Genomic DNA, 25,245 nt, shown 5'->3' with positions numbered 1-25,245 from the left:
CCTAAAATTACTCTTTTTAGAATGCTTTCTTAAATGAATCAGAGGTTTTTAACTAAGGAGTTTCTCGCTCCATGACCATTTTTCTACCATTCATATCAATTACATGTTTTAGTATTTTTCTTGAATTTTTACTTATGTAATAAGTATTAATCACCTGATTGTCACTAATGTCATCGGTAACATTTAATTTCCATACTTCTACACTAATTCCATTAACCTGCATCTTCTCCGTTAACACACTATTTATAGTTGCATATAACGCCCCAATTTTCGCATTTGGGTTGTAATCAAAAATGGATATTTTAGCACTAAAACCATCTTTATAAGTAAGCCAACGAATTAACTGAGGGTAGCTGCTGCTATCAAAAATTGAGGAGGGTAAATCTTCATTTACAACTCTTTTTTCTTTCACTTTTTTATCCAAATAATATCCTTTCAATTTCCTACCATATTTCAGCACCATATCCCTATTTTGATTGAAGGATGAGTGGTAAATAGGCTCAAAATTCTTTGTTTTTACAATAGTAGTGTCTACCCAAGGTGAAGTAGCTTGAGGCATTTTTACGTTGACGATAAAATTAATTTCATCTCCTTTAACCTGTATTTCTGTATCAACCTCCCCCATTTTTCGCTTTATTGAATCTTGAACTATATACCAGCTAAAGGAATATTTTTCATCAACCAAGGTAAAATTATCAATTGGATTGCTTTTGGAAGTAATAATTTTTTGACCATAAGAACCTGCAGCTATAGTGCAGACAATAGCTAAAACAATTTTTTTCATGAATAGTATTTAAATTTCTAATGATTTACCCATTACGGGTATAAATTCTAGAAAACAGTCGCAGATTTTTAAATTTGTTACAAGTAAATGGCGTAATTATAATTTTGAAGTTGACATTTAGATAAGGATAAACAAAAAAGCAATTATCTTCAAAGCAGGTATGGGCTCATATTAGATTAAGAAATCCAACAAAATTAATTGGGCAGGTCAGATTTTAGCTTTTTTAATTCAGCATCCGCAGCTTCAATTAAGCTCTTAAAATGATTGCAATCCTTTTTAGGGCATGATTGCGACAGATTGTATTTAGAACTTTCAATAAGTCTTTGGCAATAGGAAATCTTCTCATGTAAGGGACAGTTGCATATTGTTTGACCGTAAAGATGGTCCAATTGATGCAACGAGGGGTCAGGGGAACTATTTTTAAAAAACTTGAACATAAAAACAAATGGGTAACCGGATTTTCCTAAATACTACAAAAATCAAGCCATAACATTTTAGTCTATTCTTCTTCTACTCTAAGCATAAAACCCCGACGACTCACATTAACAATGCCGAGTTTAGGGTCTTGGCCAAGGTGTTTTCGTAAATGCGAGATAAAGACATTGAGACTTTTTTTGTTGAAATAATCATTTTTATCCCAAACGGTGGTCAATATTTCCTTGTGCGTGCAAAGTTGATTTTTGTTTTTGGCCAAAAGGGCCAAAAGGTCAAACTCCTTACCTGTCAATTTTATATGTTGCCCTTTATAATTGAGTTCAAAATTGTCCATATTGAGGATATAATCCCCTATTTCATATTGAGAAACTCGGGTCTCTTGCTCTTCGGTATTCACCAATCTGGCCAATAACGCATTGATGCGCACGACGAGTTCTTCTTCGTCAATGGGTTTTTTAAGATAATCCACAGCTCCTAAAGAAAATCCTTTTAGAACATCTATTTTTAGTGAACGGGCCGTTAGAAAAATAAAAGGTAATTCCGGGTTTATGCTCTTTATTTTCTGTGAGAGTTCAAATCCGTCCATGTCCGGAAGCATTACATCCAAAATGGCTAGGTCGAATACATTAGTTTTTGTTTTGAGAAGTCCTTCAGCGGCGTCTTTGGCCCAAGTAATGGCAAACCCCTTCATTCCCAAATACTCGGATAGCAGATACCCTAAAGCATTATCATCCTCCACCAAAAGCAATTTATATATCTTATCCATTCTTGGTCAATTTAAGGGATAGGATGAATTTAGTTCCTTTTCCCAGTTCGCTTTCCACCGAAATTTTTCCACGGTGCATTTTAATAATTTTTTGTACGTAATATAAGCCCAATCCGTAGCCTTTTACTTTGTGTACATCTCCATTCTTAACCCTATAATATTTGCTGAATATTTTTTTGATGTCCTCTTTGGCAATACCCTGTCCATTATCCGAGATAGTGATGAACAACTTTCCCTTATGGGCATATGCCGTTAGTTGGATCTTAGGGTCATCAGAATACTTCCGTGCATTTTCCAAAAGGTTACCCACTACATTTTCCAAATGGAACCTTTCTGCCCGAATGTAATATGGCCCCTCCCCTAGCTCATAATCAAATTTGATGGTCTCATATTCGGCCAACAAAGCAAAACCCTCACAAATTCGCTTTAAATCAGGTTTAAAATCAATTATCTGAAACTGTAACAGTTTTTTACCGGATTCCATACTGGCCAACTCCAGTACTTTATCAATATGCTTCTTTAGTCTATCTATCTCTGTACGGATTAGCTCCACGACTGCTTTTTTATTATCAGGGAGGTCTTCTTCCAAAATCTTACTGGCCAAACCAATAGAAAAAACAGGGGTCTTGAGTTCGTGTGTTAGGTTGTTTATAAAATCGTTTGTTGTTGTAATAATGCTTCGTTGCAGGTAAAACGATTTTAGCACCCAGACTACTACAATAATAATAAGTAATAGAAACAGTAACCCCGGAATTATCAACCCTCTTAATTGACCTAGAAAATAATTATTTAAGTCTTCAAAGCCTATTTCTAAAATGATTTCCTTTTGTAGCAATTCGGGCAGATATCCTTCGATTTGTATTGGATAGGTCAAATTATCCTCCGCCTTGAGGTGTGGTTGTACAGAATTCAAATAAGTTATGGAGTCACGAGAATACAGGGTGTAAGAAAAAGGTGCATCTATACCGGAAACATTCAATTGATAAGAGATATAATCATTTAAATAGTATTGGGAAGCTTTCTCGAGGCTATCCAACCCTATGTTGACCTCGGATGTATCTTTTCTGATAGCATTTCCCAAGGTATAGGTTAAGGAGTTTACCTCGGATAATTCACTATTGATGTTTTCTCTTGCTTTATCTATTTTGTCTGAAAATTGTGCTTTTGCAAGGCCCAATCCTACCCTTAAATATTGATACTGCACTACCAAAAGGCCTATTACGGCAATTACAAAAACAACAACATACAGGTTTCTCTTGGTCAGCATACCGCTAAATAAACAAAAATTCGTCAGCTATTTACCTATTGGTTACCCCTATTAATCTTTCATTAACCTTTTTGACCTTTTGTTAATCTATATGGATTGAATTAAGGCTTAACTTTGCTCTTGAGTTTAGTTAGAAAATACATTAGTAGTGAATCTATCGAACCGGCCTCTTATAGGCCGGTTTTTTTGTTATGATCATTTCGCTTTCTTTTATTTGACCTTTATCATATTGAATGAGCTTGCAGATCCATTATCTTTACAGTCCAAATTTTATGCATGTTCAGTTTTTTTCAAAAGAAAATTTATTTGGCCGATTACTTGCATGGTCTAGTGGATATTCACAACCATATAATACCAGGTATCGATGATGGTGCCAATACTGTGGAAGATTCCATGGCGTTGATTCATGGCTTTTCCGAGTTTGGGGTAACTAACTTTAGATGTACTCCCCATATCATGCATAATCATTATGATAATACTCCCAAAACAATAAAAAACGCTCACCAACAACTTTTAATGGAGTTGGGGAAACAAAGTCTGTCCAACATTACTGTTAATTGTGCAGCGGAACACATGATTGATGACAACTTTGAAAACATTTTGGAGGAAAAGCAAGTAATGCCTTTGAAAGAAGAGTATCTGTTGATTGAAATGTCCTACCTACAACCCTCTTTCAATTTTGATCTTGCCGTTGATAAAATTGCAAAACACAAATATTTTCCGATCCTGGCACATCCAGAGCGATATATGTACTACCATGGCAAGTACAGTAAGTATCCTTCCATGAGGTCGAATGGTATTTTATTCCAGCTCAACTTGCTTTCCTTAACCTCAGAATCTTATGGTTCAGATGTGCAAAAGGTAGCTGAAAAGCTATTAAAAGGCGGCTTAATAGATTTTGTGGGTACTGACGTTCATAATAGTAGACAACTTGGATTATTAAAAGAAATCAAACTTTCCAAAAAGGTCTTGAACAGATTACTTCCTGTAATTGAAAATACAATTCAGACTTTTTATTGATCAAGCGAATTTCCACCACTTTTTAACGGATTTCCCGTAGCCATATCCGTATTTTCCACCGTAACCCAAATTGGCTTGTTTTACATTGTTTACAACAAAAGACAGGCCTTTGAGTTTTCCCTCCGCTTTAAGCTTAACGGGGAAGTTTAGAACTTTTTTCTCTGTACCTCCTGCTTTTACCACATATAAAATTTGGCTTGCATATTCACTAATTAATAATGTATCTGTTACAACCATAAGTGGCGCTGTGTCAACAATCACATAATCATAGAGTTCAGATACCTTTTTAAACAGTTCAGCCATCCTATCCTTCATTAATAATTCTGTGGGGTTAGGTGGTATTTTTCCTGAAAAGATAATATCAATGGGATTTTCATTGACCTGGGCTGGAACTGTTATATCCTTAATGTTTAAATTAGAATTAACCAAGTATTCCGTTAAACCATCCTTGGTGCTTCTTCTTGGCTTCATTTTGTCAGCCTGAATCATGTCGTCGGTCGCGAAAAAATCATACAATTTTGGGTTCCTGATATCCGCACCAATAAGTAACACCTTTTTACCAGTGTTTGCATAGATGGCCGCAAGGTTTGAAGATATAAATGTTTTTCCTTCCCCTGGAACACTTGAAGTAATGAATATTACATTGCTAGGAGTGGATTTATGAGATCTCTGAATATAATTCAAATTAGTCCGAAGTATTCTAAGGGATTCGGCCAATACAGACCTATCTTCTTTTTTCACCAATCTATTATCTTTCTTACCTAACCTTGGAACTTCTACAATAACAGGAATATCTCCTGCGATCTTTTCCAAGTCCAGTTTGTTATGAACTTTATCATCTAATAGCTCCTTTAAGTATATTATTGAAAAGGGAATTATTAGGCCCAAAATTAAAGAGGCCAAATAAACCAATTTACTTTTAGGTGAAACAGGTTGAAAAGACCCGTATGCAGAATCAACTATTTTTGACTTTGGAGAAGCTGATGCAAATGTTATCTGAGATTCTTCTCGTTTTTGTAAAAGATAAAGGTATAAGGATTCCGTAGTTTGCTGTTTTCTTGTAATATCTCTTAAAGCACGTTCATTACCAGGCGCTGCGTAAATTCTTGAATTAATTTGGGATAGCTGCTTACTCAAGCTATTTACCTGTAAATTAAGGTTGTTAGTAACATTGTTTAAACTAGATTGCATTCCTCTTTTTAGAATTTCCAATTGCTGATCTAATTTAACAATGACCGGATTTTTTTCATTAGAACTCTCAAGTAACCTTTTCCTCTGGGCAACCAATTCGTTATATTGAGATGCAGCATTTGTAATACTTGGGTCAGATATTCCCACGTTAGTTGGGATAATATCATAGCCCTCTTGATCGGCAATCAAATCCTTCATTGAATTGGCTATATTCAACTGGATACTAGCATCTTGAAGTTGCTGCTCACCAATGGTACTTTGCTCAAATGTAACATTCGCCTGAGAACCTAAATCAGTAATACCCCTACTGGATTTAAAGTTCTCGGCAGTTTCATCAGCGCTTGATAAACTGTTGTAGATTTCACCTATTCTGTCATTTATAAACTTTGTTGTACGGTCGGCAACCTCCTTTTTATCTCGGACAGCATTAACATTGTTTATTTCAACTAGGGCATTTATAATATCTATCGCTCTTTTCTGTACTCGATCGGTTAAAGAAATATCAATTATGTTCGAGAATTTGCTGTCTGCTGCAGTTATGAGCATAGCCTCCCTATATCTATCTGCGACTATATATATTGGACTTACTACGACATGTATTCTCTGTCCAATATATTTTTCAAGAATATTATTGGGTGTTAAAATAATATCTCCTATTTCAGTTTCTAGCTTTGACCCAAATGTATATCTGTCTATCGCATCATCCTGCTCAACTGAATATCCAAAATTACTTTCTGAAATTACATCCACAAAAAACTCATGCTCAAGCTTATTTGCCAAAGAATCAGGTGCTATGAAACTTAAGTTGAATGGGTGTTGATCTTCCCCATAAAGTTCCTTGCTCTTAATATTCCCAGTAACAAAATATCTGACATTAAGTTTAAGTTCTTTAACAAGGTTTATATAATTGGATCTAGCATTAAGAATATCAATTTCATCATCAATTTTAGTTTTACCTCCTGAAAAAATATTTAGGTCTTCGAGAACACTTAATTCAGAAGTAGCACCGCTTTCTTCCAAGATTTGAATCTTGGCCGAAGCCATATATTCGGGTACTGCATATCTTAAATATATATGCGCCAAAATGACAGCAATAAAAGCACTTAGCGCAAACCATTTCCATTTCTTAAGATAAGTAGATAATTTTTCTTTAAAATCCAATTCGCTATTTGAACTGGTAAGTCCTGTTTTGTTCATTTAAAAACTTTTTGGGGAAAACGAATTTAATTTCTAGTCAAAAAGATCACCGTAGAAGTAATCAATGTTGAAATAATAGAAATTGCTATTGAAGCTCTTTGGTCCAAACTGGATTGTGATTTACCTGATTTGTTAGGTTCAACATATACAACATCGTTCTGTGTTAAATAATAAACTGGGGATTTAAGGGCACCTTTCTGATTCAAGTCGATTCTATTATAGACCTTGGTTCCGTCAAAATCTCTAATTACCATTACATTATCTCTTCTTCCTTTAATACTTATATCACCAGCATAACCTAAAGCTTCCAAAATAGTTATCTGCTCACCATTTATTGGGTAAGTACCAGGTCGATTAACCGCCCCTAGAACTGTTACTGTAAAATTCCTTATCCGAATATTAATTATTGGGTCTTTTAAATAATCTTTTAGCTTATCTTTTAAAAGTTCTCTTGTCTCACTTGGAGAGAGTCCTTCAATCTTCACTTTTCCAATTACAGGAAAATCAATTTCACCATTTTTATCTACTAAATAATTAACCTGCTCTGGTCGCATAGCCACCCCTTCCTCCAATCCTCTAAATAAATTGAATGGTGCACTAGCTTCTGGGTCAAGGGTTGAAACATGTATGCTGACCAAATCATCCACTTTGAACTTGGTAGTGAAAGTATTGTCATCGACCAACGTTTCAAACTGGCTGGCATCTTGAAAGTAGACCACATCTTTAGATGGTGAGCAGGAAATAATTAGACATGTGATGGCTGTGCAACATGCCAATTTAATTTTTTGGTGCATGGAAATGTACATTTTTAGTTGTTGAGTTGAGGGTGTCCAACTTCAAGAGATTTTTTTACTCCCTTTATCGGATTCTTTTTATCCAATTTACAAAAATCTGAATTATTGGAAATATATTCTGGAACAATGTTTTTCATCAATTGGACTACATTGTCCTTGAAGAAAAGGTTAGATATACAAAGTTCATCAATCATGGTTCGTACTTTTGGATAATTGATTTCCCTTACTTTACTGATCATGATTTTATCATGGTATGTAGGAAGCGTATTTTCACCATTGGCCAAAAGCTCTTCATATAATTTTTCACCTGGCCTCAGACCTGTAATTTTTATATCTATATCATTTGGGAAGTGCAATCCAGAAAGTCGAATCATATTCTTGGCCAAATCCATAATCTTGACCGATTCTCCCATGTCGAATATAAATATCTCTCCACCTTTGCCCATTGCACCCGCTTCCAATACCAATTGCGAAGCTTCGGGAATCGTCATGAAATACCTTGTGATATCCTTATGTGTCACGGTAAGCGGGCCTCCTTTTTCAATTTGTTTTCTAAATAATGGTATAACCGATCCATTCGACCCTAAAACATTTCCAAATCGGGTAGTAATAAATTTGGTTTTCCCTTCTTGTTGTCTACAACTAATATACATTTCGGCAATACGCTTGGTAGCTCCCATTATATTAGTCGGGTTAACCGCCTTGTCCGTAGAAACGAAAACAAACTTTTCCACTTCATATTCAGCGGCGAGATCTACTATGGTCTTAGTACCTGCGACATTAATTTTTACCGCTTCATAAGGATTCTGTTCCATAAGGGGAACATGCTTGTATGCAGCTGCATGAAATATCCTATCAGGCTTATATTGTTCGAATAGGACACGCATTTTATTTTTATCCCTGATATCACTGACAATAGGAACAAAGTTGAAAAAACCAGCCTGCTTCAATTCTTGCTGAAGGTCGTAGATTGCAGATTCTGCTTGGTCGATTATAATTAAAGAACGGTAATTGTACTTGCAAATCTGTTTTACCAATTCACTTCCAATAGACCCAGCTCCACCGGTAACCATAATTACCTTATCATCAAAGTCTTTCATCACCTTGCTGTTCCTGATCTCAATTGGCGGCCTGTCCAATAAATCTTCAATCTGAACTCGCTTGATCTGCGATACCTTTAGCTCCCCATTGATCCAGTCCTCGACAGGAGGGACAATTTTAACATTAACAGGAAGATCAACAATTTCATTGACCAAAGTCCTTAACTGTTTAGGATTGATGGTCTGAATGGAAAAGATAACCTCCGATATATTGTGAAATTTAACAAACTCTTCCGTAAGGATAGATTTGTCATATACTTTGACCCCGTTAATTTGCTTACCTACTTTTTGATGGTTATTATCCACAAATCCAATAACCTTTGCTCCCATTTTGGAATGATTGGTCAATGTATTGTATGTAATTATCCCTGATTCGCCAGCACCGTAGATAATCAGATTTTTTGATGGCGCCTGGCCACTTTTCATTATACTCTCGTAAACGATTTTAAACACATACCGAGATGCCGCAAGAGTTATAAAGGTTAACAAACTATTAATAATGATAATGGACAACGGAATTGTAAATCCATCGACCAAATCCATATATCTATTGGTCAAAACGACAGCAATCGCACCTATACTGGCCAAACATACTGCATTAAAAATTGCATAAACATCTTTAATACCGGTGTGTCTTACAACCCCTTTATAACTACCAGAAATTAAAAACGCAGCCAAAAACAATAAAACAACAACCGGAAGCTGGGCCCAAAGGCGTTGGACATCAAAATCAAAACTAAGATTAAACCTAATAAAGTAAGCTAAGATGAAGGAAAACGAGACAATACAAAGGTCTATTAAAAGGACCGTCCATTTTGAAGCATAACGTTTACCTGTTCTAAAAAAGAATTCTTTGATCATTTTAGTAGGTTTTTAATGATTCCACAAATTCTTTCCAAGTCTCCAGTTTCTAGACTGGAACCACTTGGCAAGCACAGACCTCTTTCAAAAAGGTCTTCACTAACACCATTTACAAAGGAAACATTTTTTTCAAACACTGGCTGCAAATGCATGGGCTTCCATAAAGGTCTTGATTCGATATTTTCGTTCTCCAGAGCAATTCGTATTTTCTCCCTTATATCAAAAGAAGGAGTCAACACACAGGTCAACCATCTGTTGGAATAACTCCCTTCAGGTTCATTGATGAATGTAATTTCGGGTAAACTTGACAAATGTTCTTTATAGAATTCGAAGTTACTACGCCTTGCCTCCACTCTATCGGTAAGAACTTCCATTTGTCCTCGTCCTATTCCAGCCAAAACATTGCTCATTCGATAATTATATCCGATACGGGAATGTTGATAGTGTGGTGCATTATCCCTAGCTTGAGTAGCAAGAAAAACAGCTTTTTCTTTTGTACTTTGGAACTTACATAGCAAAGCACCGCCTCCAGAGGTAGTTATAATTTTGTTTCCGTTAAATGATAAAATCCCAAAATCACCAAAGCTCCCACAATTAAAACCTCGATAAGAACTGCCCAATGCCTCAGCACTATCTTCTATCACAGGAATATCATAGTTTCTCGCGATTGCATGGACTTCATCGACCTTATATGGCATTCCATATAAATGTACCGCAACAATTGCCTTAGGTTTAATTCCTTTTGCCAATCTATCTTTTATGGCTTTTTCCAGAAGTACAGGTGAAATATTCCAAGTTTCCCTTTCACTGTCAACAAATATGGGCTCCGCTCCCAAATAAGTGATGGGATTAGCGGATGCTGCAAAAGTAAAGCTTTGGCATATTACCTCGTCTCCATGGCTAACCCCTAAGAGTTCGAGTCCTAAATGTATTGCTCCAGTTCCAGAACTTAAACAAGCTGCATAGGTATTGTTACCAACATAATCCTCAATAGATTTTTCAAATTGCTGAACATTAGGGCCCAACGGAGCTATCCAATTGGTATCAAAGGCTTCCTTAACGTAAGTTTCCTCGCTTCCTCCCATATGTGGGGGTGACAACCAAATTTTTTTAAGTACTGTGGTTTCCATTTCAGTTTTGGGTTGATATAAGTAGGATGAGAAATTCTGTTTCTCGTTAGTAAAAGTAATAGGAAAATTGGGCTGTTTAATCATTTTAAGCTACTATTCGCCAAAGACAAAAAAAAATCGATTAAATGCGTATTGAGGCTATTTTATTGAAATAAGCAATAAGAATAATTTAAACCTTAAGTTTGTTTGAAAAAGTAATCACATAAATACTTACTTTACTCTTTGATACTATCATAATGATTTTTTCGTTGGATTTAGAACTCTGACTTTAAATAAGTTAGAAAACAAAAAATTAAACCTCAGTTAATACTATGAAAATTTTAGTTACCGGTGCAGCTGGATTTATAGGGTTTCACGTTTGCAAGTCACTGTTGAGTCATGGGCATGAAGTTTTAGGTCTGGACAATATCAACAATTATTATGACACTTCATTGAAGTATGCCAGGCTGGGTATGCTTGGTGTAGCAGAAGCTAATGCATCAATATTCAACAAACTATCCAGTAGTTCCAATTCTCATGGGTTTAGGTTTGTAAGGTTGGATTTGTCCGATAAAGAAAGCTTGTTGGCGTTGTTCCAAGATGAGCAATTCGATGTGGTTTGTAACCTAGCCGCTCAGGCAGGTGTAAGATATAGCCTAGAGAATCCATCGGCCTATATAGATAGTAATATTGTAGGTTTTTTAAATATTTTGGAAGGATGTAGACATAACAATGTAAAACATTTGGTATACGCAAGTAGTTCTAGTGTTTATGGGCTCAACAAAAAAGTACCCTTTGAAACATCCGACTCTGTTGACCATCCAATAAGCTTATATGCTGCTTCCAAAAAAAGCAACGAGTTAATGGCACACACCTATAGCCACCTCTATGGTTTTAAAACAACTGGTTTGCGCTTCTTTACAGTATATGGTCCTTGGGGTAGACCCGATATGGCTATGTTTCTATTTACAAAGGCCATATTAAATAATCAACCAATAAATGTCTTCAACCGAGGTAAAATGGAAAGGGATTTTACATATATCGATGATATTACTGAAGGTGTGGTTAGGATTGTGGAAGATAATTACACTAAACAGTATGACTCAAAACCATTGTATAAAGTCTATAATATTGGAAATAACAACTCAGTGAAACTTATAGATTTTATTGAGGCTATAGAGCAAAAGCTACAGGTTAAAGCACAAAAGAATATGATGGGTATGCAACCCGGTGATGTGGAGAGGACTTGGGCCAACGTTGATCCATTAATAAAGGATTACGGTTATAGCCCCAACACTACAATCCAAGAAGGGGTTGATGCTTTTATTGATTGGTATAGGGAATTTTACAATGTTTAGTGCTCAGGTAAAATTATAGATCAACAGCACTTTATCGGATATTCATGAACGTTGTATAATTTTTCATTTTTATTAAAATTGTTTTCCAATATTTGCACTCCAAAACCTAACTATGAAATTAAGCGATCTTTCTTTTAATCGGAATTCTCATGTATTAGTAACAGGCGGAGCAGGCTTTATTGGCAGCAATTTATGTGATTGGTTGGTTGGCAATGGTAACAAGGTAACTTGTCTTGACAATCTTGCGACTGGGAAAAAATCAAATATAGAACACCTTTTAGACCACGAAAAATTCACTTTTATCGAAGGAGATATTAGAGAATTGGAAATATGCCACAAGGCAGTTAGTGGCGTTGATTTTGTGCTTCACCAAGCTGCCTTAGGTTCTGTTCCAAGATCTTTGAACGACCCTATTACCAGCAACGAAGTGAATGTAAGTGGTTTTTTAAACATGTTGGTCGCCTCGCGTGATGCAGAAGTAAAACGTTTTGTATATGCTGCAAGCTCTTCAACCTATGGGGATTCAAAAAAACTTCCAAAGGTTGAGGATGAAATTGGCAAACCCCTCTCCCCTTATGCCATAACAAAATATGTAAATGAACTATATGCCGAAATATTTTCAAAAACCTATAATTTAGAAACTATTGGTCTAAGGTATTTTAATGTTTTTGGTCGCAGACAAGACCCAAATGGAGCGTATGCTGCCGTAATACCGAAATTCGTTATGCAATTGATCAACCACGAATCTCCAGTAATCAACGGAGATGGAACATATTCCAGAGACTTCACCTATATAGATAATGTTGTACAAATGAACATTCTTGCTATTAAAAGCAAAAATAAAGAGGCTGTCAATAAAGTTTATAATGTGGCTTTTGGGGAACGAACCACTTTAAACGAATTAGTTTCTTCACTAAAAAAACACTTAAGTGTATATGATCCAAAAATAGCCGATACCGAGGTTAACTATGGCCCAGTAAGACCGGGGGACGTACCTCACTCATTGGCATCTGTGGAACGTGCAAAAAGCCTTTTGGACTATCAACCCGAATACGGCATTGACGAAGGGTTGAAAAATGCCATTGCATGGTATTACGAAAACTTAAAATAAAATCTAAAAATAAAAGGACAATCAAATGAAATTAACTGTTATTGGAACAGGATATGTTGGTTTGGTAAGCGGGACCTGTTTCGCGGAAATGGGAAATACGGTAACATGTATTGACGTTGATGCCAAAAAAATAGAAAATCTTGAACAGGGAATTATCCCTATATATGAACCTGGACTAGAGGCTATGGTTCAACGTAATATTGAGAACAAAACACTTTTGTTCAGTACAGATATTAGCAAAAATTTAGAAAATTGCGATGTCGCTTTTATTGCTGTGGGTACTCCTATGGGAGAAGACGGTTCTGCCGACCTTAAATATGTACTACAAGTAGCAGCCGACATAGGGAAATACATGACAACTCCTTTGATTGTTGTAGATAAGTCTACCGTTCCCGTTGGTACGGCAGACAAAGTTAGGGCTACAATAAATGGTGAATTGAAAAAAAGAAATTCCGATATAGAATTTCATGTCGTATCAAATCCTGAATTTCTTAAAGAAGGTGATGCCATTAATGATTTTATGAAGCCAGACCGAGTGGTTATCGGTTCTGATGATGAAGCTGCCACAACAATTATGCGCTCGCTTTATTCTCCCTTTTTTAGGAGTAGCATGGATCGCTTGATAACTATGGATGTGAGGTCAGCCGAAATGACAAAGTATGTAGCCAATGCAATGTTGGCTACAAAAATTTCCTTTATGAATGAGATAGCCAATATCTGTGAGTTAGTTGATGCAGATGTCAACAAAGTAAGAATTGGTATAGGTTCCGATAGCCGTATAGGGTATAGTTTTATTTACCCGGGTAGTGGGTATGGTGGTTCTTGTTTTCCAAAAGATGTAAAGGCACTAAAGAAAACAGCAGAAGAGCATGGTTATTCTCCAAGACTCGTAAAATCCGTTGAAGATGTTAATGATGAACAAAAATTTGTGATTGCAAAAAAAGTGATTGCCAAATATGGAGAAGATTTAAGTGATAAAACATTTGCCGTTTGGGGCCTAGCTTTTAAACCAGGGACAGATGATATGCGCGAAGCTCCTGCCATATACATCATTAAAGAACTAACAAAAAGAGGGGCGACCGTTAATGCCTATGACCCAAAAGCAATGGAGGAAGCAGAACATTTTTATCTAAAGGGTACGCCCAATGTGAATTACTTTGCAGCTAAATATGCCGCGTTGGAAAATGCCAATGCAATGATTTTATTAACAGAATGGAAGGAGTTTAGAGCTCCTGATTTTGGTGAACTCAAAAAACAGCTGAAAAGCCCCGTAATTTTCGATGGTAGAAACCAATATAATGATTTAAAACTAAATGCTATGGGGTTTGAATATCATCAGATTGGAAAAAAAACTAAACTTTAAAATCTGATATGGAAACAAAAATTGCTGTTATCGGCCTTGGATATGTAGGGCTACCATTGGCCAGATTGTTTGCAACAAAATATTCCATTGTAGGTTTTGATATAAATCGAGAGCGGATCCAGGAACTACAATCAGGTACGGATAGCACCTTAGAGGTAGAAGACGAAGTTTTGCAGTCAGTCTTAAAGGAAAACCCATCTGAAGAAAAAGGTCTTTATTGTTCAAACAATCTGGATGATTTATTAGGTTGTAATTATTTCATCATTACAGTGCCTACACCTGTTGACGCAACAAACCGACCAATACTCACTCCACTGTACAAGGCAAGTGAGACTGTTGGGAAAGTCTTGAAAAAAGGAGACATTGTAATTTATGAATCGACGGTTTATCCTGGTGCTACAGAAGAAGAATGTGTCCCTGTACTTGAAAAAGTTAGCGGTTTAATTTTTAATAAAGATTTTTATGTAGGGTATTCACCAGAAAGAATTAATCCCGGTGACAAAGAACATACTGTAGATAAAATACTAAAAGTAACATCTGGTTCTACCCCAAAAACCGGTAAAAAAGTAGATGAACTATATGCCTCTGTAATATCAGCCGGAACACACTTGGCTCCAACCATTAAAGTTGCCGAAGCAGCTAAGGTAATTGAAAACTCTCAACGAGACATTAATATCGCTTTTGTAAATGAACTTGCGAAAATTTTCAACCTTATGGATGTTGATACCAATGAGGTTTTAAAGGCGGCTGGCACTAAGTGGAACTTTCTTCCCTTTAAACCTGGCCTCGTTGGGGGACATTGCATTGGCGTTGACCCATACTATCTTGCTCAGAAAGCACAAGCTTTTGGTTACCATCCGGAAATAATATTGGCCGGTAGACGTATGAATGATGGCATGGGTAATTACGTAGCTTCTGAAGTGGTTAAATTAATGGTTCAAAACGATATGAAGGTGAAGAATAGTTCCGTACTTGCTTTGGGAATTACTTTCAAGGAAAACTGTCCTGATGTTAGAAATACAAAAGCTGTTGACGTAATTAACAACCTCATTAGTTATGGAATAAATGTTGATATATATGACCCTTGGGCATCAAAGGAAGAAGTTCAAAGAGAATATAATCTTAATTTATTGAACAAACTACCCAAATGCCATTATGATGTTATTGTACTCTGTGTCTCACATAAAGAATTTTTAAGCCTTGATCTAAACAACAATAAGCACGAGAAATCTCTTATTTATGATGTTAAGGGTGTTCTGGATTATGCCGATAGAAAACTTTAAGCTGTCCATCCAATAAATTATTGCTTTTAAAAAAATTCGAATTATTACTTTTCTAAAAAAAACAATAGTTCAATTATTTTAAAGTAGAATAGTTCATGTTATATCAAAAAATACTCAAAACCATTGTCGGAGCCTCCTTGTGAGGCTCTTTTTTTATTATACCTACTCATTTGAACCTTTGAACCACTCCTAACAGTTCGGTTCCGCAATATCAGATCTTACTATTTATTTGGTTAACGATAAATTGCTTTAACGGGTTCAAGTTTTCTTACATGCATGGATAATTTTTGGAATCTCCGGTAAACTAAAAAATAACTTCTTCAAAACTTTGCCGTTTCACTACCATAAAAAGTGCCATTTCTCGGACTCACTTTTTCTTTAAAATAACAACCCATACATAATAAAGATCCAAAATATTGATTACCTAATAGTGAGCTTTTTTGATCAATCATTATTTTAATATATGTTAAAATCGTGCATTTCATCGAAAAATAGATCGTTGAAACGTCTAAAAATTAGATACATCCGTAAGTTTGTTGTCGTTGGATATGCATTTAAACCTAAAAAATAAGCATTTAAACGATTTTTTTGAATTTTAAAATTTTAAAAGATTGCCCCACATTTTTAAAAAAATCTTACCTTATGATTAACCCCATTAATAATCGAATGATTTCAACAATCATTTCTTGCATCTTTATTTTTTTTCTTTCCTGTTCCAAGGATAGTGATTTATTTGATGAATATGTGATTGAAGAAGACGAACCAGCAGTTGAGCAACCTCAGGATGATATAAACTCAGATAACGATTCCAGTTCAAATGATAACAGTCAAAGTTCCAATAATCAATCCTCAACGGTTCCCGACCCATTTGTTAGTAAACCAAATGAAATCATAGGAACCTTTTATCCTAAATCTTCAGCAGAAATAAGCGACCCTGCATATGCAAACCATAAGGCGGTTATTGAAACTTCCTTTGATTGTAGCAATTGTACTTTTGCTTCAAACCTGACTATTGAATCAGCAGGAGGAGTCATAAATGGTAGTAACGTTAATTTAAATGGTGCTTTTATTGTAAATACCTTCAAACAGTTATTCACAAGTAGTACAACATTTAATGGCGTATATAACAAGTCTAGGTTAAGCCCGGAAATATTCGGTGCAGACGGTTCAGATTCAATTGCGGATGACAATGCTTTGGTTACCCTAATGATGCAAGTAGAATATGCCATAGGTCAAACAGGTTCGGTTTATATTAAAAATGAAGAATCTACGATTCATATGAGGAATGGTACGTTTGACTGGGACATGAACAATTCGACTGTCAGAACAACTAGTGAATCTAACCTTTGTCACTCAAATGATGGAATATGTGCCAAACAATATCTTTTTCAAATTAGGGATATTGACTTAAAAATTACTAATGGTGAATTTGATGGTCAAGACATAGCTAGCAGATGTTTTTATCTTAGAGGGGTTGCTTCATACGATTTTCAAAATGTAAACATTCACAATTATTTTGCCCCTCCTGGAGCACGAGCAAGGGGAATGGCTTTTCTTATTGAAGTGGAGAATAATTTCAAAGGTGGACAAATTCTTAATAGCACAATAGCTAATATTGGCGCTGCTTCTGATGGAAAGATTGCCAATGTACCTTATGGTTTTGCCAAAGGAATATATTGCACCGTAGCCACGGCAAATACGGGCCAGCATGTATACAGAGGCAACACCTTTAGCAACATTTATGGTGATGACGCTGAAGCTTTTTCAAACACTCATACATATGGATATGCAGGAACATACCAACATGCAAGCAATGGACAAAGCTGGGTAATTGATAACAACAATTTTATTGGATCTGAACGCAGAGCCCTAAAAGTTAATTTAAGTAATGTTGACATCACTAATAATTATTTTGAAAGCAAGTCCACTGCACCAATGTTTCGAAACGCACAAGCTGCTCAAATTCAGGTTTTCACACTGCATCAAGGACAAAACATACAAAATGTAAATGTAACAGGAAACACGGTTAAAATTGTAGGGGAAGCAGAGAATGCCGCCTTTGGTATTCATGATGCAACAAATTGTTTGATAGAAAACAATATTTTTGAAGCCGACCATATTAGCTTATACAGGATGGTCACTTTTGGTTCAACAGACGTTCAAGATGGTTTATATGAAGGAGACTTGAGCAACACAGTTATTTTTAGAAACAACGCATTAAAAAACTTGATTGTAAGGTTACCTACCGTTTATGCTCCAGTTAATGGTGGTTTTATCTTTGAAAATGTAGCTATTGATTTTGATGTAGATAGATATTTAAATGGTCATTATGGTGTTTTCCGTATGCTAGGGTTTACAGGAAATAGTGAAAGTTACTCCTTTAAGGACGTGTCCATAAACATTAATCAAACATACGACGCAGGGAGTTTGTTTGGAGGCGCCTTTAGAAGTTTAGGTGTTAATATGAAGAATTTGAGTTTTGAAAATGTAAATGTAAACTATACTGGAGATTACACCTCTAATTTTATTCAAACTGGTCAACCTGGCTATAATGGTGATTTTGATTCAACAAATACTGTAATAGATTGTAATCTAACTGGTCGTGTTGGGACTGGCGCAATAAGCGTGACTGGAAATTCAGGTGTTTTAATTCAAAATAGTATGGGTGATGAATCTACGCCGATTACAGTGAATTAATGCATTTGTTAAAATCAGAGAATAAATCTTTCTTTTTTTAAATCAGTGTAATTTTATAATAACCCAAAAATCCCGATATAAATTTGTATCGGGATTTTTGGGTTTAAGTATTTTTGTAGATTGAGGTCCAAAAGAAAGTAAAAAAATAAGATAGAGATGGGCGTTGGTCAATATTGATTTTTTTTAAAAACATTTTTTTGAATTTACCTTATTGTTACAATTTTTTCTATCAAAAAAGGTTAATAATTAGCATACTGAACACCAAAGAAGTAGGCAAACACTAATTGTATATTATTTAATATATCAAAAAGGGAGATACACGTGAAAATCGTTAAGTACGTATCAACTTTTGAAAATTTTAAAATGCCTCATGAAAAAAATTCACTTATGTTTTGTTTTTTCAATCCATAACAAAAACCTTTTATTCAATTGCAACCAAACACCTCAAAGTCAAGACTTCTGAAGAACAAATCTGGATTCATCAAGTATTTTAAAAACACCTCATGGTTAATGGGGGAAAGGATATTCCGCCTGGCAATTGCATTAACAGTGGGTGTAATGGTGACTCGCTATCTGGGACCAGAGGATTTTGGAACTTTTAGTTATGCCCAGAGTTTTGTTGGTTTATTTACTGCCTTTTCCTCTTTAGGACTAACAGATATTTTGGTGAGAGAATTATTAAAATCAAAAGAAAAGCATTATGAATTAATGGGTACTTCATTTTGGTTGCAAACTTTTGGTTCTTGCTTTATTATGGTATCCTTGATTTGTTTTGTTTTATTGAACAATAACAAACCATTGACCAATAAAATTATTTTAATAGTTGGATTTACAACTTTTCTGCACAGTTTTAACGTAATAACCAGTTTTTTTAATAGTCAAGTAAAAAGTAAGTTCAATGCCATTCCCGCATTTTTGGGTATCACTATTTCTTCTCTGCTCAAAATTTATGGTATATGGCAACAGGCTTCACTTATTTTCTTTGTTTACATTTTGGTCTTTGACACTCTCTTCTTAGCATTGGGGCAAATTTATTATTATATAAAATCAAGCAATCGATTAAAAAAATGGACATTCAAAAGAGCTACCGCAAAAGCTCTTTTAAAAGATTCATGGCCTTTGATACTTAGTGGCATTGTTATTTCGATTTATATGAAAATCGATCAAATAATGATAAAAGAATTAATTAGCAATGCTGCAGTGGGACAATATGCCGCGGCTGTTCGGTTAAGTGAGGCATGGTATTTTATTCCAATGATTATTTGCACCTCAGTTTTTCCCGCAATATTAAATGCCAAGACAAAAAGTATTGAACTATATAAGGAACGTTTGAGCAATTTATACGATTTGATGGTATTTTTAGGAATTGCCGTTATTATTCCAGTGCTGTTATTCGCAGATTGGGGAATTCAATTTTTGTATGGTTCTGATTTTGATCAAACTGCATTCGTTTTAAAAATACATATATGGGCAGGCGTTTTTGTTTTCTTAGGAGTAGCAAATCGTAGGTGGTTTATAAGCGAAAATTTACAGGTTTATCAAACCATATGTTTGGGTTTCGGGATGATAACAAATATTATATTGAATATTATAATGATTCCTAAGTTGGGCATTGCCGGTGCTGCTTATGCTACTTTAATATCTCAGTTTGTAGCATCAGTTTTGGCTCCCGCTTTTTTTTCCAAAACACGTGAATCTTTCTATATGATGATTCAATCATTACTCTTTATAAGTTTTTTCAATAAAATATTACGGAGATAAGTTGGAATTACAATACAGCTGAATAAGTAAAATACCCTAGACTTTAAACAAAAAAAATTAACTTTGCCCATGAAACAACTAATAGAAATGTGTTCTATGCTAAACCAAACAGAACCATTTAAATCAATTCTGATTACAGCAATATATCAAGGGGTTTATTACTATGATCCCGCCAAAATAAGATTTAGCACTAAAAAAATCCATTAACCTTTAAAAAGCCTTGCCAAAGTAGGTAATCCAACCAAGAATTACACCATTTGTAGAATAAATACAATCAGTATTGATTAAAAAAACATATTTGTAAATAAAATTTAAAAAGTGGCAAAAACAGCATTAATTACAGGCGTCACAGGCCAAGACGGAGCATATTTGAGCGAATTTTTATTAAAAAAAGGCTACATAGTACACGGTCTTAAAAGGCGTTCATCACTATTTAACACGGATCGAATAGATCACTTGTATCAAGACCCGCATCTTGAAAATCGTAATTTCATCTTGCATTATGGCGATATGACAGATAGCACGAATTTAATTCGTATAATTCAAGAAATACAGCCTGATGAAATTTATAACTTAGCGGCTATGAGCCATGTTCAGGTTTCCTTTGAAACTCCCGAATATACTGGTAATGCCGATGGTTTGGGAACTTTGAGGGTATTGGAAGCTGTTCGACTTTTGGGTCTGACCAACAAGACCAGGGTATATCAAGCATCCACATCGGAGCTCTATGGAAAAGTCCAAGAGGTACCTCAATCGGAAACCACTCCTTTTTATCCTCGAAGTCCTTATGCTGTAGCCAAAATGTATGCCTATTGGATTACCGTAAACTACCGTGAGGCATATAATATGTATGCTTGTAATGGAATTTTGTTTAATCATGAATCTCCTGTACGAGGAGAAACATTTGTGACAAGAAAGATTACTCGTGCTACCTCCAGGATTGCTTTGGGGTTGCAGGACAAATTATACCTTGGAAATCTTGATGCTCAAAGAGACTGGGGACATGCAAAGGATTATGTAAGAATGATGTGGATGATTCTTCAAGCAGATGAACCCGAGGATTGGGTAATTGCAACGGGCAAAACCACACCCGTTAGGGATTTTGTTCGAATGAGCTTTGCAGAAGTTGGTATTGAACTTGAGTTTAAAGGAAAAGGAGTTGATGAAAAAGCATATGTAAAGGCTTGTAATAATCCAGACTACCAATTGGAAATAGGTAAGGAAGTGCTTGCTGTGGATTCTACATATTTTAGACCCACGGAAGTTGACCTATTGATAGGTGATCCATCCAAAGCTAAGAACAAATTGGGCTGGGTACCTGAATATGACCTGAACGGTTTGATCAAGGATATGATGCAAAGCGATTTGATATTGATGCAAAAAGATCAATATTTAAAAAAAGGAGGGTACAAAGTTCTCAACTATTTTGAATAAATGAAGAAGAGTTCTAAAATATATGTAGCTGGACATCGAGGTCTGGTGGGAAGCGCAATTGTACAAAACTTAAAAAGTAAAGGGTACCATAACATTGTCCATAAAACCCACTCCGAACTTGATTTGACAAATGGTGATGAAGTAGCTCAGTTCTTTTCAGATGAAAAACCGGAGTACGTTATTTTGGCTGCGGCAAAAGTTGGAGGAATCGTTGCAAACAATACCTACCGAGCTGATTTTATTTATGAAAATCTGATGATACAGAACAATGTCATTCATCAGTCCTATTTAAATGGAGTTAAGAAACTATTGTTTTTGGGCAGCACCTGTATCTATCCAAAAACCTGTCCTCAGCCGATGAAAGAGGATTACCTGCTCACTGGTATTCTTGAATATACCAATGAACCCTATGCCATAGCGAAAATTGCAGGTATAAAGATGTGTGAAAGCTATAATTTGCAGTATGGAACCAATTTTATTTCCGTCATGCCAACCAACCTATATGGTCCCAATGATAATTTTGACTTGGAAAAATCCCATGTGCTGCCAGCGCTGATTCGAAAAATGTATTTAGGGAAATTATGGTCTTCAGGCTTGAAAAATGATTTGTTGGCAGATTTGAATTTAACCGATATTCAAGAAGCAGAAACTCACCTCAATAATTTTGGCATTACAAAAACAGCTGTTGAAATATGGGGTAGCGGAAACCCCATGAGAGAATTTTTATGGAGCGAGGACATGGCGGATGCCTGTGTTTTTTTGATGGAAAACCGTGACTTTACAGATACCTTTCCAAAGAATTCCAAAGAGATAAGAAACACCCATATTAACATAGGAACAGGTGAAGATATCTCAATCAAAGATTTGGCATATCTGGTTAAAGATATTGTGGGGTACGAGGGTGAATTGATGTTTAATACTGAGAAACCCGATGGAACCCTTAAGAAATTGACCGATGTAAGTAAATTGAAATCGCTTGGTTGGAAACATAAAGTGGATTTAAAAACAGGGATTCAGAAGCTATATCAATGGTATTTGTTAAACCATGGCTAGTTCAATTGTCCAAACATTACTCAAATTCCTATTTAGAAACATCAATTAATTCAACAAATGAATTTCAATACTCCAATTGTTGTTGTGGCCTACGATCGTGAAAAATCTTTAGCTAGGCTACTTAATTCATTGAAAAAAGCGAACTACCCTAATTCCAATATAGAACTTATCATTAGCATAGATTTTGCTGACAATAATAACCATGTTCTGGAAATAGCAAATGACTTTTCTTGGGAACATGGAAAAAAAACCGTGGTATACCATGAAGAAAACTTGGGCTTAAGAAAGCACATTATAAAATGTGGCGATCTTAGTCAAGAATATGGCTCAGTCATAATATTAGAAGATGATTTGCTAGTATCTCCCAACTTTTATAATTACACTATAAGTGCACTTAAATTTTGTGAATCAGATGACAAAATCGGAGGTATCTCTCTGTATAACCAACAGTTAAATGTTCATTCCAAGGAGAATTTTTCTCCTTTGGAGGATGGCTTTGACAACTGGTATTTACAATATGCCTCATCTTGGGGTCAGGCTTGGAGTGCCAATCAGTGGAAAGGTTTTAAGGCGTGGTATGACCTTGGTCATAATTTAGATAACAATGTTGAAGTCCCGAATTATGTGCGCAGGTGGTCCGAAAAGTCTTGGTTGAAATATTATATAGCCTATCTAATTTCCAAAGACAAATTCTTCTTATACCCTAGGGTTGCTCTATCAACTAATTTCAGTGATGCAGGTACTCATATGCTAAGCGACAGTACCATATACCAAGTTCCAGTCTTATGTTCTGTTAAAAAAGATTATAATTTTTCTAAACTAAATCGGAGTATTAGCGTTTATGATGCATTTTACGAAAATATGCTACTACATCAGCAGTTGAACCTAAAAAGAGAGGATATCACTATTGATTTATACGGAAACAAGGATATCCATCGCAAGTACCTGTTGACATCTAAAATTTTAGATTATAAGATTGTTCAATCGTTTTCTAAATCAATAAAACCTATTGATGCCAATATATTTTTTAAGATGCCAGGTAATGAGTTATTTCTTTATGATACAGAGTCTGATGCTAAAAACATTCATAAAAAAGATGCAACACGTGCCATAATCTATAATCATAAGTATATTTCTCCAAAAAATGCTTTACAGGTTGTTTGGAACTACTGTAGGCACTTAATTAGAAAAATCTTCTCACTTTTTAAAATTATGTGAGATTTTCAACCATTATAAAAAAGTACATTTACGAATAAGTTCCGAAATAACAATCAATTAAAAAACACTGGCCATTGAATTGATTTTTTAAATGAAATTGGTGAAATTGCTAAATTAAACATCCATAAAGTTATTGACCCAACCGCCATTTCGATAGATTTTTATTCAAGTTAAATTATTGACTATTAATACTTTAATATTAATTCTTCTTTACCTTGATAAAACCAATAATTCAATGAACGATTCATTGCTTAAAACAATAAAGTTAATAGGTATAATCCCTTTCACACTAATCATACTATACCTTTTGAATCCGTATGATAAGGGATTTGTAATCGGGTATTTACTTTTCGTTTTTGCCTATTTTGGAAAAGGATTCTCTTTTAAAACCTTGGACAAAACCTATTTTATTCTTTTAATCTTCTCTTTAGTTTATGCTTCATTTTACTTTTTGGATATGAACCAAGGCAATCAATGGTTGATTATATATGCCACTTCTCCTCATACTTTTTATCTGTTAGGGAAAAGAATGGTGCCAAAAAAGATGGATTCCAAGGTGTTGGCCCAAATATTAATTTTTATAGGTATTATTTATTCGGTAACTGCTATTTTATCTGTAGGTTTTAATATAATTGAAGGAGGGTTTGTTCAAGTTGGCAGAACAATAGGAGACTTTTGGAGTGGTAGGGAAAGATTGGCCACCGCCATGGGGGCTTATTTCGTATTTAATATGTCTATTCCAGGGTTATTGATAGTATCAAAGAAAAACCTATCGCTTTGGTCCAAACTACTTCTAATCATCATTTTTATTATATCCCTCCTCTGTATATTTAGACTGGGGAGCCGCACACAAATTGTATTGGCCATTATAGGTGTTTTTGTTGGAATCACCTATCGTTTAAAGAGTCAAAATGCGATATCAAACCTTAAATTCATAGCGGTATTGGCAATCTTAATATTCCTGGGGGTCAATTATATAAGCATTGATTTAGATGCAGAGTATCTTTCATCTTTGGGAAGACGTTTACAAGAAAGTGACAATGCAGGAAGTGCGGGTGGAAGAACCGAGCTATGGTCAAAATCAATTGAAAACCTTTTTAAAAAACCCTTTGGATGGTCTATCAATGAATTTGGCTATTCCCATAATATGTGGCTTGATACAGCTAGAACTGGAACTGTAATATCTATGTTTTTAATCACAATATTTACTTTCTTTTCATTAAAAAACATTATCAAAGCCTTAAAAGTCAACAAAGATGCTTTTTTCTTAAATGCTACAATATTGATTTTCAATATTATAATTTTTCTGCAGTTTTTTGTAGAGCCTGTTTTCGACTCCCCTTTGTTTCAACTTTTCATATTCTTTTGCCTCACACAAGGTTTCATTAACGAATACAGAAATAAACAGGTAATGGAGTATACCTCCGATTAACATTTTAGACA

The 25,245-nt window shown here is 35.2% G+C and carries 18 protein-coding genes; 11 read left to right on the top strand and 7 right to left on the bottom strand.

Annotated features, from left to right (window positions below; translation table 11 throughout):
- Positions 1–52: 52 nt before the first annotated feature.
- The 3 genes from D2V08_RS15780 to D2V08_RS15770 all read right to left on the bottom strand — a co-directional run bounded on the left by D2V08_RS15780 (position 53) and on the right by D2V08_RS15770 (position 3,252).
- Positions 53–784, bottom strand: a complete 732-nt coding sequence (locus D2V08_RS15780) for a DUF3108 domain-containing protein (protein ID WP_119609290.1) — start codon at positions 782–784, stop codon at positions 53–55.
- 499 nt (positions 785–1,283) lie between these two features.
- The gene (locus D2V08_RS15775) at positions 1,284–1,985 is read right to left on the bottom strand and encodes a response regulator transcription factor (RefSeq protein ID WP_119609288.1); all 702 of its coding nucleotides are present in this window, start codon (positions 1,983–1,985) and stop codon (positions 1,284–1,286) included.
- Positions 1,978–3,252: a sensor histidine kinase gene (locus D2V08_RS15770; RefSeq protein ID WP_119609286.1), complete on the bottom strand. Its 1,275-nt coding sequence runs from the start codon at positions 3,250–3,252 to the stop codon at positions 1,978–1,980. Before D2V08_RS15770 ends, D2V08_RS15775 begins: the two co-directional genes overlap by 8 nt.
- Positions 3,253–3,528: 276 nt before the next feature.
- Between D2V08_RS15770 and D2V08_RS15765 the strand changes: the two genes are divergently transcribed.
- Positions 3,529–4,272 carry a tyrosine-protein phosphatase gene (locus tag D2V08_RS15765; RefSeq protein ID WP_119609284.1) on the top strand — a complete coding sequence of 248 codons (744 nt, stop codon included), beginning with the start codon at positions 3,529–3,531 and terminating at the stop codon, positions 4,270–4,272.
- On the opposite strand, the gene D2V08_RS15760 is transcribed toward D2V08_RS15765, so the two are convergent.
- The 4 genes from D2V08_RS15760 to D2V08_RS15745 are packed head-to-tail and all read right to left on the bottom strand — an operon-like array spanning position 4,273 to position 10,545.
- Positions 4,273–6,660 (bottom strand): GumC family protein, encoded by a 2,388-nt coding sequence (locus D2V08_RS15760; protein WP_119609282.1) that lies wholly within the window; start codon positions 6,658–6,660, stop codon positions 4,273–4,275.
- 26 nt (positions 6,661–6,686) lie between these two features.
- Positions 6,687–7,454, bottom strand: coding sequence for a polysaccharide biosynthesis/export family protein (locus D2V08_RS15755; protein ID WP_245980606.1), 768 nt, complete (start codon positions 7,452–7,454; stop codon positions 6,687–6,689).
- Between the two features lie 14 nt (positions 7,455–7,468).
- A complete protein-coding gene (locus D2V08_RS15750) occupies positions 7,469–9,415 on the bottom strand; it encodes a polysaccharide biosynthesis protein (RefSeq protein ID WP_119609278.1) in 1,947 nt (648 codons plus the stop codon).
- Positions 9,412–10,545: a DegT/DnrJ/EryC1/StrS family aminotransferase gene (locus D2V08_RS15745; protein ID WP_119609680.1), complete on the bottom strand. Its 1,134-nt coding sequence runs from the start codon at positions 10,543–10,545 to the stop codon at positions 9,412–9,414. The genes D2V08_RS15750 and D2V08_RS15745 overlap by 4 nt, the downstream gene beginning before the upstream one ends.
- Positions 10,546–10,856: 311 nt before the next feature.
- Here D2V08_RS15745 and D2V08_RS15740 point away from each other — a divergent pair, with 311 nt between their 5' ends.
- The 10 genes from D2V08_RS15740 (at position 10,857) to D2V08_RS15695 (ending at position 25,234) form a co-directional block, all read left to right on the top strand.
- Positions 10,857–11,882: an NAD-dependent epimerase gene (locus tag D2V08_RS15740; RefSeq protein WP_119609276.1), complete on the top strand. Its 1,026-nt coding sequence runs from the start codon at positions 10,857–10,859 to the stop codon at positions 11,880–11,882.
- Between the two features lie 112 nt (positions 11,883–11,994).
- Positions 11,995–12,993 (top strand): SDR family oxidoreductase, encoded by a 999-nt coding sequence (locus tag D2V08_RS15735; protein WP_119609274.1) that lies wholly within the window; start codon positions 11,995–11,997, stop codon positions 12,991–12,993.
- Positions 12,994–13,018: 25 nt separating this feature from the next.
- Positions 13,019–14,356, top strand: a complete 1,338-nt coding sequence (locus D2V08_RS15730) for a UDP-glucose dehydrogenase family protein (protein ID WP_119609272.1) — start codon at positions 13,019–13,021, stop codon at positions 14,354–14,356.
- Between the two features lie 8 nt (positions 14,357–14,364).
- On the top strand, positions 14,365–15,639 hold the full coding sequence (locus tag D2V08_RS15725; protein WP_119609270.1) for a nucleotide sugar dehydrogenase: 1,275 nt from the start codon (positions 14,365–14,367) through the stop codon (positions 15,637–15,639).
- Between the two features lie 588 nt (positions 15,640–16,227).
- Entirely contained in the window at positions 16,228–18,336 is a 2,109-nt protein-coding gene (locus D2V08_RS15720; protein WP_119609268.1) for a hypothetical protein, read from the top strand.
- A gap of 429 nt (positions 18,337–18,765) precedes the next feature.
- On the top strand, positions 18,766–20,097 hold the full coding sequence (locus D2V08_RS15715; RefSeq protein ID WP_262696723.1) for a flippase: 1,332 nt from the start codon (positions 18,766–18,768) through the stop codon (positions 20,095–20,097).
- Between the two features lie 318 nt (positions 20,098–20,415).
- Positions 20,416–21,531, top strand: coding sequence for a GDP-mannose 4,6-dehydratase (gene gmd, locus D2V08_RS15710; protein WP_119609264.1), 1,116 nt, complete (start codon positions 20,416–20,418; stop codon positions 21,529–21,531).
- Positions 21,532–22,584 carry a GDP-L-fucose synthase family protein gene (locus D2V08_RS15705; protein ID WP_119609262.1) on the top strand — a complete coding sequence of 351 codons (1,053 nt, stop codon included), beginning with the start codon at positions 21,532–21,534 and terminating at the stop codon, positions 22,582–22,584.
- Positions 22,585–22,641: 57 nt separating this feature from the next.
- On the top strand, positions 22,642–23,802 hold the full coding sequence (locus D2V08_RS15700; protein WP_119609261.1) for a glycosyltransferase: 1,161 nt from the start codon (positions 22,642–22,644) through the stop codon (positions 23,800–23,802).
- A gap of 235 nt (positions 23,803–24,037) precedes the next feature.
- The gene (locus D2V08_RS15695; protein ID WP_119609259.1) at positions 24,038–25,234 is read left to right on the top strand and encodes an O-antigen ligase family protein; all 1,197 of its coding nucleotides are present in this window, start codon (positions 24,038–24,040) and stop codon (positions 25,232–25,234) included.
- The last annotated feature ends 11 nt before the right edge of the window (positions 25,235–25,245 follow it).

The sequence above is a fragment of the Flagellimonas lutimaris genome (assembly GCF_003581615.1).
Lineage (GTDB): Bacteria > Bacteroidota > Bacteroidia > Flavobacteriales > Flavobacteriaceae > Flagellimonas > Flagellimonas lutimaris.
The sequence above is the reverse complement of the archived record's forward strand: the minus strand, read 5'-3'. Positions and strand labels throughout refer to the sequence as shown.

Bases quoted from the DNA above. Each gene is read 5' to 3' on its own strand.
- D2V08_RS15765 (WP_119609284.1), top strand. From the start codon at position 3,529: ATGTTCAGTTTTTTTCAAAAGAAAATTTATTTGGCCGATTACTTGCAT.
- D2V08_RS15735 (WP_119609274.1), top strand. From the start codon at position 11,995: ATGAAATTAAGCGATCTTTCTTTTAATCGGAATTCTCATGTATTAGTA.
- D2V08_RS15755 (WP_245980606.1), bottom strand. From the start codon at position 7,454: ATGCACCAAAAAATTAAATTGGCATGTTGCACAGCCATCACATGTCTA.
- D2V08_RS15730 (WP_119609272.1), top strand. From the start codon at position 13,019: ATGAAATTAACTGTTATTGGAACAGGATATGTTGGTTTGGTAAGCGGG.
- D2V08_RS15705 (WP_119609262.1), top strand. From the start codon at position 21,532: ATGAAGAAGAGTTCTAAAATATATGTAGCTGGACATCGAGGTCTGGTG.
- D2V08_RS15770 (WP_119609286.1), bottom strand. From the start codon at position 3,252: ATGCTGACCAAGAGAAACCTGTATGTTGTTGTTTTTGTAATTGCCGTA.
- D2V08_RS15740 (WP_119609276.1), top strand. From the start codon at position 10,857: ATGAAAATTTTAGTTACCGGTGCAGCTGGATTTATAGGGTTTCACGTT.
- D2V08_RS15760 (WP_119609282.1), bottom strand. From the start codon at position 6,660: ATGAACAAAACAGGACTTACCAGTTCAAATAGCGAATTGGATTTTAAA.
- D2V08_RS15725 (WP_119609270.1), top strand. From the start codon at position 14,365: ATGGAAACAAAAATTGCTGTTATCGGCCTTGGATATGTAGGGCTACCA.
- D2V08_RS15750 (WP_119609278.1), bottom strand. From the start codon at position 9,415: ATGATCAAAGAATTCTTTTTTAGAACAGGTAAACGTTATGCTTCAAAA.
- D2V08_RS15700 (WP_119609261.1), top strand. From the start codon at position 22,642: ATGAATTTCAATACTCCAATTGTTGTTGTGGCCTACGATCGTGAAAAA.
- D2V08_RS15695 (WP_119609259.1), top strand. From the start codon at position 24,038: ATGAACGATTCATTGCTTAAAACAATAAAGTTAATAGGTATAATCCCT.
- D2V08_RS15745 (WP_119609680.1), bottom strand. From the start codon at position 10,545: ATGGAAACCACAGTACTTAAAAAAATTTGGTTGTCACCCCCACATATG.
- D2V08_RS15775 (WP_119609288.1), bottom strand. From the start codon at position 1,985: ATGGATAAGATATATAAATTGCTTTTGGTGGAGGATGATAATGCTTTA.
- D2V08_RS15780 (WP_119609290.1), bottom strand. From the start codon at position 784: ATGAAAAAAATTGTTTTAGCTATTGTCTGCACTATAGCTGCAGGTTCT.